The sequence below is a fragment of the Chloroflexota bacterium genome, assembly GCA_020161265.1.
GTDB lineage: Bacteria > Chloroflexota > Chloroflexia > Chloroflexales > Herpetosiphonaceae > Herpetosiphon.
Genome location: JAIUOC010000003.1, coordinates 219,559 through 232,673, shown reverse-complemented (window position 1 = coordinate 232,673; position 13,115 = coordinate 219,559). Strand labels below are relative to the sequence as shown.

Here is a 13,115-nt window from a genome sequence, read left to right as displayed (position 1 = left end):
TCGCACCGTGGTTTTTTCATTTAATCAAGCTGAATTTGTAAATGCAAATGCTCATCGGTTGCGAGGCTCAGGGTGGCTACCCGCTGGGCTGAATCATAGTTTGCGCCAGCAAGCGTAGCAGCACTGGCGGCGCTGATGCCATGAATCCGCAGCTGGATATTACGCGGGGCAGGCGTGAAATCACCCTCACGCCAAGAACTACGAATCGTCAGCGTTTGGTGCTCGCGGCTAATTTGATAATTAATCACCGCCGATTGGCCTTGTTGATAAGCGAAACTTAAGCCATCGTCTTCGTATAGGCTAAACGAACCATTGCCAGGATAGCATTCTAAGCTTAGGCTCTCGGCGACTTGGCCCGTGTGTTGACTGCTGGCCGAGCCAAGCGGCAAGATTGTGCCAGCCCGAACGTATAATGGCATGCGCTCAAGCGGTGCTTGCGCCAAGACATGCGTTGGGCCTTCGATCAGTTCGTTCGTCCACCAATCGTACCACTGGCCAGCTGGCAAATAGACATGGCGTTGGGTTTTACCAGGCTGATAGATCGGAGCTGCCAAGAGCGCCGAACCAAGCATTACCTGATCATGCAATTGATAGGTAGCAGGATCATTGGGAAACTCATAGAATAATGGCCGCAGAATTGGCGCACCATCCTGCGAACTTTGCCAAAAGAGCGTGTACAAATAGGGCAATAATTGATAGCGCAACTGCAAATAGTTGCGACAAATTGCCTCGACTTCAGCACCGAATTGCCAGGGCTCATGCGGCGCGGTGTCAGTGTGCGAGTGGCCGCGACAGAAGGGCATCAAAATGCCAAATTGCATCCAGCGAGCAAATAATTCAGGGCTGGCGTTATCAAAAAAGCCGCCAACATCGGTGCCAACAAATGGCACACCCGAAAGTCCCATATTAACTAATTGCGAAATTGCCAGCTCCAAATGTTCCCAGCGCGAGGCATTATCGCCCATCCAGCAAGCGCTCCAGCGTTGAATTCCGGCATAGCCCGAGCGAGTGAGTACAAATGGGCGTTGGTCTGTAACCTCGCGAATGCCAGCATAGGCTGCTTGAGCCATGCCCAAAGCATACAGATTATGCATTTCGGCGTGGGTTGTACGCTCGGCGGCTGGGCCTTGAATTGCCTCAAGCTCAATTGGCTGAGGCGTGCTGCCACCTTGGCTAAATGGCATGGTAAAGACCGTCGGCTCGTTCATATCATTCCAAATGCCACTGATACCAATGTCGATTAGGCGGCGTTGCATAGTTGCCCACCAAGCGCGTACCTCAGGGCGGCTAAAATCAGGGAAGACTGAATCATCGGGCCAAACATAGCCATGAAAAATCTCGCCATTGGCCCGCCGAATAAAACTGTCGTGCTCTAACCCCGATTGATAAACTGCATACTCAGGGTCGATTTTAACGCCAGGATCGACGATATTGACCAAACGAAGCTGTTGTTCAGCTAAATCCTGCACCATTGCCGCCGGATCAGCGAAACGCTCAGGATTCCAGGTAAAATCGCGATAGCCATCCATATGGTCAATATCAAGGTGAATGACATCGCAGGGGAGTTGGCGTTGGCGAAATGCTTGGGCAATTTGGCGAATTTGCTCAGCCGAGTTGTAGCCCCAACGGCTTTGATGGTAGCCTAGCGCCCAGCGTGGTGGCAAGGGAGTTGTGCCAAGCAAACGCCCAAAGCTCTGTAAAACTTCGGCGGGAGTTGGTCCAAAACAAAGGTAATAATCCAACTCGCCGCCATCAACCGTCATGCTCCAAGTTGCAGGGTCTTCTACCCCAAGATCAAAACGGCTATGCCACGTATTATTCAAAAATACCCCATAGGTTAAGCCTTGGCGCAACGCCAGAAAACTAGGAATTGCAATATACAAGGGATCGGTACCAGGCCCATAACGATGCTGATCGGTCGTCCAGTTGGTGCGGGTTAGACCACGCTGGTTGAGCTGGCCTGAGCGTTCGCCAAAACCATAGAAATATTCTTGGGGGTGCAATTGCTTACGGCAAGTGATTGAACTATGTTGTGACGACCAGCTGAATCCTTCAGCATCGCCACCAAACGGCTGATCGGCGCTGCTATAAAAAGCAATGCGACCTGTATTGCGCTCAATTTTCAGCATCAACTTGGCAGTGCGCAGCACCAAACCATGCTCGGTTTCGCTGAGCGTGGTATCAACCGGAGTAAAAGCGTGATCGGGCGTAACCACCGCCCACGAACGGCGCTTGGCAAAACGACCATCAGGAGCCAATCGCACCCGAATAATCGTTTCAGTCAGCATGCTGATGGCGACTTTTGCGCCACCATAATCAAGTATCAAGCTTTGCGCACCGTGATCATACGATTGCAACACACTTAACGATTGCGAAAAAATAGGCATATCACTGTGCTCCTCAAAGGGTTGGCAAGGCCAATTGTTCTCAAAAATAGGACAGGAAATGGAGCATTGCCCCACTTCCTGTAATGGAAGTTTGCTACATTGCTCAAATTGAGCCTACCAGCCACGATTGCCTGTACCTTTGGTGAGGGTGAATTGCCCAGGCAATGGGTTGGAAATCAGCCCAGTTTGGCCTGGATTGACCACCGTTACATTGCTAAACTCGGCATGCCCTTGAGCACTGGTGCTCAACAAAATTCCAGCAGTAGCAGGATTAGTGATGGTAATATTGTGCAGGGTGATCGCCTGAAGTTTGGCCGAACCCTGCAAATGAATGCCAGCATAGGTTGGGCTATCAATCAGCAAATCATTGACGACGACACCTTGCACTACACCCTCAGCAGCGTGCAGTTTGAATGCGCCATGCTCTTGATTCCACATCGATCCACCAGCCCGAATTAATGAATTACGTTCGATTTGGATTGTGCCTGAAAATGGATGCGACTTGAATTGCTGGGCAATCAAAATCCCAGGGTAGGTCACCACATCGGCACAAAGGTTATCTTCGATTTGAATATCTTTACCACCATAGACTGCCAAACAATTAGCTCGCCATGGCAGTTGAATGGTGTTGAAACGAAAAATGTTGTTGGTATTGAGGCCGCCTTCGAAGGCTGGCGACCACGAGGCCAAGGCATCGTCGCCAGTATTGCGAAAATGTGAGTTCTCAACCACTGAGTTGCTGCTGCCGTTGCATAGGTTGACCCCATCGGCAAAGAGGTTGCGAAAACGACTGTTGCGAATCACCAACCCATCGGTAACGTTTTTGTCGCCCTCGCCAACCCACCAGCCAACTTTGGTATGCTCAACCCACACGTTTTCCAACAGCGAATCTTTGCCCGCACCACCGTTGAAGGCATTTTCAGGGTTGGAATCTTGGCGGGTTTGGGTTTCACCAATAATCGCCAAATCGTGAAAGCGACAACGATCACCAGTGCAATAAAACCTAGCCCATGGCCCACGCAACTGCGAATACCACATGCCAGCCCCGCGAATCGTTAGATCGGCGACGGGCATGCCCATGCGCTGGCTGGCTGGCGAAAGCAAATCAAAATTTCCAGCAGGAATCCATAGCCCTTGGCCAGCAGCTTGAGCTTGACCAATACAGGCCTCGAAGGCAGCGCGATCATCACGTTGATCATCGGCAATCGCGCCACAATCGTCGGTTAGCGAGATAAAACTAGCTGGTTGCTTAAGCGCAGGGCCAACCAACTCAAGATCAATCAGATCGATCACATAAAAATCGGCCTGGTCATCAGGATCTTTTTGTAATTTCAAGCGTGAACCAGCGGGAATTTCGCCAACCAAAGCCCGTACTTCATCGAAAAAGGCATGCCCACCACCCGATTCGGGATGATTATCGGTGGCAGTCGCTCCGCCATACACCCACGCAAAGCGCGATGTCAACGGCAATTTTTGGCGAAATACATCATCAATGTACAAACTCAACGTAGCACTAATGCCGCCGCCTTGGGGCGCATCGGGAATTGCGTAGCGCATCACGATTGAATTTGCCGCTGCGGTCGTGGTAATTTGAATATACTGACCAGTTTGTTTCAGTTCAACGCTTTGCCGACCCGATGATTCTGCTGCCAAACTACCAAACTCACGGCTGGGGCCAAGGATTGTGGCCTTGCCTGTGCCATGTTCAGCCTCATATTCTTGCCATGGCACGTTAGCTCCACGTTGGGGTGGCGTAACGCTGGTCGCAGTAATCAGCTGATTGGTTGGGGCTGGCACACCTGCAGTGCTGACTGCGAGGGGCGATTGATCGCCGATGACAGGCCATGATCGCGTGATCAGCACACCAATGATCCCAAGGAGTAGGAGCATCAGCAGGAGCTTTTGTTGGCGCAACCTCGTAAGGATGCTCACATGCGTTCCTCCTCGAACACAGAATCGAGCTTCTTAGAAGCATTACTCAATTGGAAACGCTGACGGGGTTGTTGGATCAATTCTATCCCGCAGCTGTTCAGGAAGATTATGGCTTGACTGTGAGTATAGACAGGCGCTTGGAGATTAGCGTTCAAAGAGCGTTCAAAGATAGAACAACGATAGAGCACAGAACATAGAACATAGAGCATAAAACCAATGGTTTCAACTACGAAAAGCATAAATGTTGATTTTCAGGGTATGGGCTGAAGACTTTTGGCTATCGGGGATGCGTTGGAGCATCAAAAGCCTATAACCTCAGCTTCGTATCCTTTGTGTCCTTCGCGGTTAAAAACTTCCCTATCCCCGACATCCAAACATTAATATTGACAACTCTTTCAGCGATGTGCTATGCTTGAAACGGTTCAATACAGCGACTGCTTACGGCTCGGTTTTGGGCTAGAGTTTGGTGAATTTGCAGTAAAAAGCCGCCAATATCACTACATAAGCCTTATAAAGCCAGCTTAATCAATCAATTATTGAACATTCTGATAGGGGTTATTGAATCGGTTCAAATCCAGCGTTGATGCAGCATCAGGAATGGTTATGGCAGACACGACTTGATGCCTGTGGCTTGGAAAGCCCACTATCAGAAGGACAATGTAGTCTATGAAACTTCGATCATTTCGCGTGTTGTTTGTGTTCAACCTGTTGATCGCGTTGATCTTGACGGCTTGTGGTGGTGAAGCAACCCCTACAACCAGCCCAACCGATGCGCCTGCTGCTGCACCAACCGCAACCACAGCCGCTGAAACTTTAGCTACCGCCACACCTGAAGCGGCTGCCGCTGCAACCGCAACTACCGCAGAAAGCCAACCAACGACTGCTCCTGCTGCTAACACTGCCAGCTTGCCCGCAGTAATCGCCATGCCTGAGCAAATTGCTGGCGGTCGGCCAGTTGAAATCACCGTCGTTGGTATGCCGCCCGAATCGCAGCCAACCACCTTGGCAACCTGGAAAGAGCAAGTTGCTCGATTCCAACAGGTCTACCCAAATGTGACGATTATTGGCAGCGATTATGCCTATGCCCCCGATACCTTCGCTGCCTTGGTTGCTGGCAATCAAGTGCCAACCCTATTTGAAGTCTATTTGACCGATGTGACCAAAGTTGTGGAACAAGAAATTGCCAGTGATTTGACTAGCGTCTTCAGTGCGAGCAAACTTGATGCGTTGTTCAACCCCAATATTTTGGCAATCGCCTCAAAAGATGGCAAAATTTATGGGATTCCACGCTTTGCCTATGCGATGGGTTTGGGCTATAACATCGATATGCTCAAAGCTGCTGGCTTCGATGCCCCGCCAACCAGTTGGGAAGAATTGGCAACCATGGCCAAAACCTTGACCAATCGCGATACCAACGTAGCTGGTTTCTCGTTTATCACTGATGGCGGTAACGCCACTGGCTGGCAAGTAACTACCATGGCCTATACCTTCGGCGCAAAACAGGCCGATTTGGTCAAAACCAACAGTGATGGCACCTACAGTGCCGGCTTTGCTACCGGCGCTCCGGTCGATACCCTGAACTACATCAAAGAATTGCGCTGGAATTACGATGTGTTGCCACGCGAAAACCTCGACTGGGCACGCAATGGCGAAGCTTTGGCAACCGACCGCGCTGCCTTGGTAGTGATGGCAGGCGACCAATTTAATTGGATGCGTACTACCTTCCCTGATGTTGATCTGAATAAATTTGGCTTTGCTCCGTTGCCAGTTGGCCCCAATGCCAAGAGCGTTTCGCTGGTTGGTGGCAACATCGCCATGGTCAACGCAACTGCCGATGACGATCAAAAAGAAGCTGCGGCCTATTTCCGCCTCTGGACGCAATTCGACCCCGCCGAAATTCAAATTGGCTACGATTTGAGCGCCAAAGATCCACAATATGTGATTGGCGCACCAGTCTTGCCTTTGTATGTTGGCGATTATCAAACGGCGCTTGATACGCTACAAGCCAAATATGCCAACCTACCCGTCGAAAACTATCAACTCTTCCGCGATGCCGTAACCTCAGGCAAGGTTGCCTTGGAGCTTGAGCCAGCGATTGCCGGCCAAGAATACTATGGCGCAATGGGCGCGGTTGTCAGCAGCATTCTGACTGATCAAGCAATTGATCCGGCGGCCAATGTGACTGAAGCAGCAACCGTCTTCCAACAAAACGTACTTGATCAACTGAAATAATCAGCTTGCCATGCCTCGCTCTCGGTGCATTGAGAGCGAGGCGTGGTTGCAGCATCGTGAAGGAGTTTTCAATGAAGGTTGCCCAATCAAAGCTGATTGCAGCCAAAAGCACTGGGCGGTTAAGGCCACGCATTCAGTGGCGCAATCAATTTTATGCCTATCTTTTTCTCTTGCCTGCGCTGCTGATTTTCCTCTACTTTACGTGGTATCCAATGGTTACGGCGGTGATGTATAGCTTCCAAAAAGTTAAGCTCAACGGCAATTCAACCTGGATCGGCTTTGATAACTACCAGCGGATGTTTAGCAATCCGCTGTTTTATACTGCTTGGCGCAATGTGTTTCACTTTACAATCTTGAGTTTGTTAATGGGCTTTGTGGTGCCAATTATCATCGCCCTGATGATCAACGAACTACGCCGTTTGGGTGGTTTGTATAGTGTTTTGGCCTATCTACCAACCCTAATTCCAGCCACAGTTGGTTTGCTGGTTTGGCGGCAGCTATACGCGCCAGAGGGTGGTTTTCTCAATAATATCCTCGCCAAATTTGGCATCGCGCCGCAACTCTGGCTGCAAAATCCCGATCTGGTTAAGCCTGCCATGATTGTAATTATGACCTGGGCTGGGGTTGGTGGCACAATCTTGATCTACCTTGCGGCGTTACGTGAAATTCCTCAAGAACTCTATGAGGCGGCACAGCTTGATGGTTTTTCGCTATTTGATCGAATTATGTACATCGCTTTGCCCTTGATTTCCTCGCGCATGTTGATGTTGCTGATGCTACAAGTGATTGCGGTGGTACAGGTTTTCTCCGAGCCATTTTTATTAACCGAAGGAGGCCCTGCCAATAGCACGGTTACGCCTGTGCTTGAAAGCTACCGCATCGCCTTTGCCCGCAACGATTTTGGCCTCGCCTCGGCTTGGAGCGTTTCGCTGTTGGTCGTGCTTTCGCTCTTTTCGGTGGTGTATGTTTGGCTCTCGATGCGTCAACCAACACATGCCGATTAATCAAACCTAGCCAACAAGGAGCATCCTATGAGTTCAAGCATGGGCATTATGTCCGAGGTCGAGTCGCGTTCGCGGCGCGGCACTATCATTCGGGTTGTTTTAGGGATTATGCTGGCGCTATTTAGCTGTGGCTTGCTCTTCCCATTTATTTTTACCTTCACCGCTGGATTGAAAACCAGCAGCGAAATTTACCAGCCAGGCCTGAATTTGTGGCCTGATGTGGCCCACTGGGAGAATTATCGCGAGGCATGGACTCGTTTCAATATGCCGCGCATGTTTCTCAACACCTTTGCCGTGACCTTGGGTGGAGTGGTTGGTCAACTGACAGTCTGCTCGATGGCGGCCTATAGCCTTTCACGGCTCAAGCCAATTGGCCAAAAAGTGATCATGACAATGTTGTTTGTGAGTATGGCGATTCCAGCGATTGCCTATATCATTCCGTTGTATACCACCTTGGTCAAATTGCCCTTGCTCAATATCAGTTTGTTGAACAGCTACTGGGGTTTGTGGTTGCCTTATGCCGCCAATGCCTTCACGATTATCGTGCTCAAAAACTTCTTCGAGCAAATTCCCCAAGATATTTATGATGCGGCGATGGTCGATGGCGCTTCACCAATTAGGATTTTTTGGAGCATTACCTTGCCACTGGCCCGACCAATTCTGCTGACCTTGGCAGTGTTGACCTTCATTAGCCTCTGGAAAGATTTCTTGTTACCATTGTTGGTGTTACGCGATGCCAAATTGCAACCAGTGACGGTACGCCTGTTCGCCTTGGTCAAGGATTTTCCCAAGAATTTGCAAATGGCGGCCTCGTTCACCGCGATGGTACCACCGTTGATCGCGGCGCTGTTGCTGCAACGCTTTATCAAAGGTGGCTTGACAATTGGCGGTAGCAAAGGCTAGTGCTAGAAAGCGTTTATGTCGAATCTTAAACAACTTGCCGAAATAACTGAACTGCCGATGTTAACGGTCTATCAGGCGCTCGATGGAGTGGCTCACATCACGCCAGCAGTCCGTGAACAAGTGTATGCGGCGGCGGCCAAGCTCAACTATAGCCTCAACATTACGATTCGCGATGTTGCGGCGCTGGCGGGGGTTTCGATTGGAACGGTTTCCCATGTGCTCAATGGCAGTACCCGCACCAAATCAACCACCCGCCAACGGGTTATGCAAGCAATCACCGAGCTGAATTATCGACCCAACAGCATTGCGCGTGGCCTGAAATCCAACCATACACGCTTGATTGGCTATGGTTGGCATAAAACCGAAGATCCCAGCCGCCCCAATGCCCTGCTTGATCGCTTTTTATATGAGATGGCGCAGGCTGCTGAGGCATGGGGCTACCATATTTTGACCTTTGCCCAGCCGCACCCTGCCAGCACCAAACCCTATGCCGAGCTGATGCAAATTGGGCGAATCGATGGCTTGGTGCTGAGCGACATTAGCTATAACGATCCACGAATTAACTATCTGCTCAAAACCGATTTGCCGTTTGTGAGCTTTGGCCGCGCCAACAGCGATTGGAATTTTCCAGCGGTCGATGTTGATAGCAAACTCGGCATGAAATTGGCGGTTGAGCACTTAATTGCTCGGGGCCATGAGCAAATTGGCTTATTGTGCTGGCCCGAAGGCATGCGCATCGGCGATGAGCGCTTACAAGGCTATTATGCAGCCTTCGAGGCAGCTGGATTAACCATCGATCACCGCAGCATTCGGCATATTCCCAATGCGGTCGATGCAGCCTTTGCGGCCACCCAAGAACTGCTCAATCAACAGCCACGCATCACGGCTCTGGCTTGCGCCAACGATGTGATGGCCTTTGGAGCCAAGCGCTATCTTGATTTGGCAGGCTTGCAAGTTGGGGTAGATTTAGCCTTGACAGGCTATGATGATTCGCCGATTGCTGAACTGCTGGAACTAACCTCGGTGCGCCAGCCAATTGATATGGTCGCAGCCAAAGTGATTGAGCTATTAATTGGTGAGATTGAAGCTACGCCGATCGCCCGCCAACAGATTGTGCTTGAGCCAACCCTAATTGTACGAGCCAGCAGCCGCAAACAGCGTTAAACACCAACCCCGCGCCAAAAGGCACGGGGTTGGTGCATTTAAGAAAAGACCAAGGTTAAGGAGTTGGGGTTGGTTGTTGCAAGGTGGGCGAAATGCCCGAAGTTGCGGTAGCCAACGGTGCGTTGGTAATTGGCGCTAAAGTTGTGGTTGGTTGGGTTGTTGGCATCATCGACGGAACCGCCACCACAATTTGATTGGGTGTTGCCGTCGTATCGGGGAATAACAAACTGACTGGGGGCAATTTAAAAATATACAGCACCCCAACCAAAGCCGCTAAAACCACCAACGAACCTAAAATACCCCAACCTGATAAACCACCACTTGCTGGTTTGGCCACAGTTGGCGCAGGCCGAGCAGGGCTAGCATGAGCCGCCGCCATTGTCGGATTCAAACGACCCGAAGCAGTAATTGGTACATGCTGTTGGGTTTCGTCATCGCGCATGCCAGCCACAGGCATTGGCGCAGTGCCGGTTGGCCCAACTGGCAATTCAAATTCCTCAGTGATTGGGTCGGCGCTGCGTAATGGCCCAGTCAACGGCTGATTCAATAATGTTTCCAGTAATGGATCATTATCGGCAATCACCTCAAGTTCATCGACTTGCACCAACAACGCGGTGATATTATCGTAACCACCGACTCCATTCGCCAGATCGATCAAGCGGGGCACAATTTGCTCAAATGGCAGCGTATTGATGGTTTTTAAGATGGTTGCTTCATCGACGAAGCCATGCAGACCATCGGACGAGATCAAAAAGCGATCGCCAGCCTGAACTGGCTCCCGAAACACATCAACTTGGACCTCGCGTTGATGCCCAACCGCGCGGGTGATGATGTTTTTGATCTTCGATTGTGATGCTTGTTCGCGAGTCATCAAGCCAGCCCGAACTTGCTCCTCAACAAACGAGTGATCCACGGTTATTTGGCGCATTGCATTATTGCGAATCAAGTATGCGCGGCTATCGCCAACATTCGCCAGAAACGCCACATTTTTGAAGATCAGCAAGGCCACCGAAGTGGTTCCCATATTGCCACGGCCACGATCGAAGACAGCCTGATTGGCACTCACGATAGCAGTAGTGAGGGCTTTGGGAATATCGCTTTGAACAACGTTCGGAAATGTTGCCAACATGGTTTGCACAGCCGTTTGACTGGCAACTTCGCCAGCTAAATGACCGCCCATGCCATCGCAAACAACAAAAAGTTGGATTCCGTTTGGTAGCGGGTCGCCCACGCCATAGGCATCTTGGTTAACTTCGCGTGAACGCCCAATGTCGGTTTGTGCGCTGTGGCGTAGCTTCATCGATACTCCTGTCAATCCCGGGACGATTTACATCGTGAGTGTATCGGCGCGAGTATAGCATAGGCCGTACTATGCAGCAACAATACAATCGGCTGTTAGCTCAATTTTGGCTTATTTTTGTTATTGTATTGATCATCTGGGTGAATGTCTATAGGCAGAAAGCCCAAAATGCCCTGTGCTATAATTGCCCAATTAAAAGATCCGCATGAAAGGTATTGGTTTTTCCTATGGCATTTGCAATCGGGATTGATCTCGGGGGCACGCATTTACGTGCGGCCTTAGTTGACCGAGATGGTGAAATTCTTGCTCATGAACGGATTCGCACCGAAGCGCATGAAGGTGCTGAAGCAGTTGTTGGTCGGATTACTCAATTAATTAACGCCATGATCGCTGCGGCGAATGGTGCACCAATTGTCGGCGCTGGCATCGCCGCACCTGGCCCACTCAACCCCTTTACTGGTACGGTTATTACCATGCCCAACTTGCCAGGTTGGGAGAACTTCCCCATCCGCGATCGGATCGCCGCCCAAGTTCCGTTTCCAGTCGTGCTCGGCAATGATGCCAATTTGGCTGCTGTCGGCGAGTGGTTGTTCGGCGGTGGCCGTGGCATGCAAAATATGATTTACGTCACAATCAGCACAGGTGTTGGTGGTGGAGTGATTTGCGATGGTCGGTTGCTGCTTGGTCACAATGGCTTTGCCGCCGAAGTTGGCCACATGGTGCTCGACCCACACGGCTTTGCCCCTGCCACCGCAACCCCAGCTGGCTCGTGGGAAGCCCTCGCATCAGGCACATTTTTGGCCTACCACGCTGCCGAAGCGATGCGAGCAGGCACTGCCACCGTGCTTAATCAATTAACCACCCCCAATGCCGTCACCACCCATCATTTAGATCTGGCGGCGCAACAAGGCGATGAGTTGGCAATTCGCTTAATCGAAAATGCTGGCTTTTGGTGTGGGATTGCTTTCGTTAATTTGCTGCATATGTTCAGCCCTGAGGCGATTTTCGTGGGCGGCGGGGTTTCTAACTTAGGCGATCGGTTGCTCAACCCAGCTCGCGCCGAAATTACCAAACGTGCCTTGCCTGGCTATCGCAATGTGCCAATTCATCAAACCAAGATGGGCGATAACCTAGGGGTGCTTGGCGCTGCTGCCTATGCATTTAGCTCAATCGAACAAGCCTAATTTTAGCATCAAGCCGCTCAGTTCCAAAGCCTCCTGACAACGCGCCTTTGGGTCTTGGCGGCTTGCCGTTTTTAGCACAAAGGATGCCTGCATGTCGTCAAGGATTCGCCGCAGTGAAATGACCTGCCCTGCCCATAGCCTCGCCATGATCACCAAAGCCGCCGCCTCTGAGGCCGATGAAGTGATTATCGATTTAGAAGATGCTTGCGCCGTTTCGCAGAAAGTTGCCGCCCGCGCTACGGTCATTCAAGCCTTGCAAAGCTTAGATTTTGGCCAGAAAATTGTGGCAGTTCGCCCAAATGCGGTGCAAACTCATTATCACTATCGCGATGTCGTTGAAATTGTCGAGGCGGCTGGCGCTAAAATTGATGTTTTGGTGATTCCCAAAATTGAAAGTGCCGACGATGTGCGCTTCGTTGATCGGTTGCTCAGCCAAATCGAGGCCAATATTGGCTTGCAGGTTGGCACAATTAAGCTCGAAGTATTAATTGAAGGCACTCGCGCCTTGCAAGCGGTTGAGCAGATTGCCAACGCCTCGCCCCGTTTGGAAAGCTTGATTTTTGGTTTGGCGGATTATGCAGGTGATTTGGGAGCACGCTCGACAGATGATCAATGGAGCATGTTCGCTTACCCCAAACACAAAATGTTGGTAGCGGCCAAAGCGGCTGGCTTAGAGGCGATCGATAATGTGACCTTTGCCTTCCGCGATGCCGAGGCCTGCCAACGCGATGCAGAACGCGCCGCTGCCATGGGTTTCGATGGCAAATGGGCGATTCATCCGGCGCAAGTGCCGATCATCAACCAAGCCTTTTTGCCCAGCCCTGCCGAAATTGCCGAAGCTCAACGCCTGATCAACGCCTACCAAGCTGCTGATCAACAGGCAGGCTTAGGGGCAATTGCGATTGATGATCAGATGATCGATGCAGCAAGCTTGCGGGTTCATGCCAAAAAATTAGCTATGGCGCAACGGGCAGGGTTAATCGCCATTCAGCCTTAGCTCAATCAATTT

General features: G+C 50.9%; 9 protein-coding genes. 6 read left to right on the top strand and 3 right to left on the bottom strand.

The window, feature by feature from the left end:
* Positions 1–20: 20 nt before the first annotated feature.
* Positions 21–2,387 (bottom strand): glycoside hydrolase family 31 protein, encoded by a 2,367-nt coding sequence (locus tag LCH85_08230; protein MCA0351973.1) that lies wholly within the window; start codon positions 2,385–2,387, stop codon positions 21–23.
* 114 nt (positions 2,388–2,501) lie between these two features.
* Positions 2,502–4,319 carry a right-handed parallel beta-helix repeat-containing protein gene (locus LCH85_08225; GenBank protein ID MCA0351972.1) on the bottom strand — a complete coding sequence of 606 codons (1,818 nt, stop codon included), beginning with the start codon at positions 4,317–4,319 and terminating at the stop codon, positions 2,502–2,504.
* A 666-nt stretch (positions 4,320–4,985) separates the two neighbouring features.
* On the opposite strand from LCH85_08225, the gene LCH85_08220 reads away from it, so the two are divergent.
* The 4 genes from LCH85_08220 (at position 4,986) to LCH85_08205 (ending at position 9,622) form a co-directional block, all read left to right on the top strand.
* Positions 4,986–6,551, top strand: coding sequence for an extracellular solute-binding protein (locus LCH85_08220; GenBank protein ID MCA0351971.1), 1,566 nt, complete (start codon positions 4,986–4,988; stop codon positions 6,549–6,551).
* Positions 6,552–6,622: 71 nt separating this feature from the next.
* Complete coding sequence (locus LCH85_08215; protein ID MCA0351970.1) at positions 6,623–7,555, top strand: sugar ABC transporter permease; 933 nt, start codon at positions 6,623–6,625, stop codon at positions 7,553–7,555.
* Between the two features lie 27 nt (positions 7,556–7,582).
* Complete coding sequence (locus LCH85_08210) at positions 7,583–8,458, top strand: carbohydrate ABC transporter permease (GenBank protein ID MCA0351969.1); 876 nt, start codon at positions 7,583–7,585, stop codon at positions 8,456–8,458.
* A 15-nt stretch (positions 8,459–8,473) separates the two neighbouring features.
* Positions 8,474–9,622, top strand: a complete 1,149-nt coding sequence (locus tag LCH85_08205) for a LacI family DNA-binding transcriptional regulator (protein MCA0351968.1) — start codon at positions 8,474–8,476, stop codon at positions 9,620–9,622.
* Positions 9,623–9,677: 55 nt separating this feature from the next.
* Here the strand turns inward: LCH85_08205 and LCH85_08200 are convergent, their stop codons facing one another.
* Positions 9,678–10,922, bottom strand: coding sequence for a Stp1/IreP family PP2C-type Ser/Thr phosphatase (locus LCH85_08200; GenBank protein ID MCA0351967.1), 1,245 nt, complete (start codon positions 10,920–10,922; stop codon positions 9,678–9,680).
* Between the two features lie 227 nt (positions 10,923–11,149).
* On the opposite strand from LCH85_08200, the gene LCH85_08195 reads away from it, so the two are divergent.
* The gene (locus LCH85_08195; GenBank protein MCA0351966.1) at positions 11,150–12,106 is read left to right on the top strand and encodes an ROK family protein; all 957 of its coding nucleotides are present in this window, start codon (positions 11,150–11,152) and stop codon (positions 12,104–12,106) included.
* A gap of 91 nt (positions 12,107–12,197) precedes the next feature.
* On the top strand, positions 12,198–13,103 hold the full coding sequence (locus tag LCH85_08190; GenBank protein MCA0351965.1) for a CoA ester lyase: 906 nt from the start codon (positions 12,198–12,200) through the stop codon (positions 13,101–13,103).
* Positions 13,104–13,115 lie beyond the last annotated feature (12 nt).

Coding starts and splice junctions, on each gene's coding strand:
- LCH85_08230 (MCA0351973.1), bottom strand. CDS start 2,387: ATGCCTATTTTTTCGCAATCGTTAAGTGTGTTGCAATCGTATGATCAC.
- LCH85_08220 (MCA0351971.1), top strand. CDS start 4,986: ATGAAACTTCGATCATTTCGCGTGTTGTTTGTGTTCAACCTGTTGATC.
- LCH85_08215 (MCA0351970.1), top strand. CDS start 6,623: ATGAAGGTTGCCCAATCAAAGCTGATTGCAGCCAAAAGCACTGGGCGG.
- LCH85_08210 (MCA0351969.1), top strand. CDS start 7,583: ATGAGTTCAAGCATGGGCATTATGTCCGAGGTCGAGTCGCGTTCGCGG.
- LCH85_08205 (MCA0351968.1), top strand. CDS start 8,474: ATGTCGAATCTTAAACAACTTGCCGAAATAACTGAACTGCCGATGTTA.
- LCH85_08200 (MCA0351967.1), bottom strand. CDS start 10,922: ATGAAGCTACGCCACAGCGCACAAACCGACATTGGGCGTTCACGCGAA.
- LCH85_08195 (MCA0351966.1), top strand. CDS start 11,150: ATGGCATTTGCAATCGGGATTGATCTCGGGGGCACGCATTTACGTGCG.
- LCH85_08190 (MCA0351965.1), top strand. CDS start 12,198: ATGTCGTCAAGGATTCGCCGCAGTGAAATGACCTGCCCTGCCCATAGC.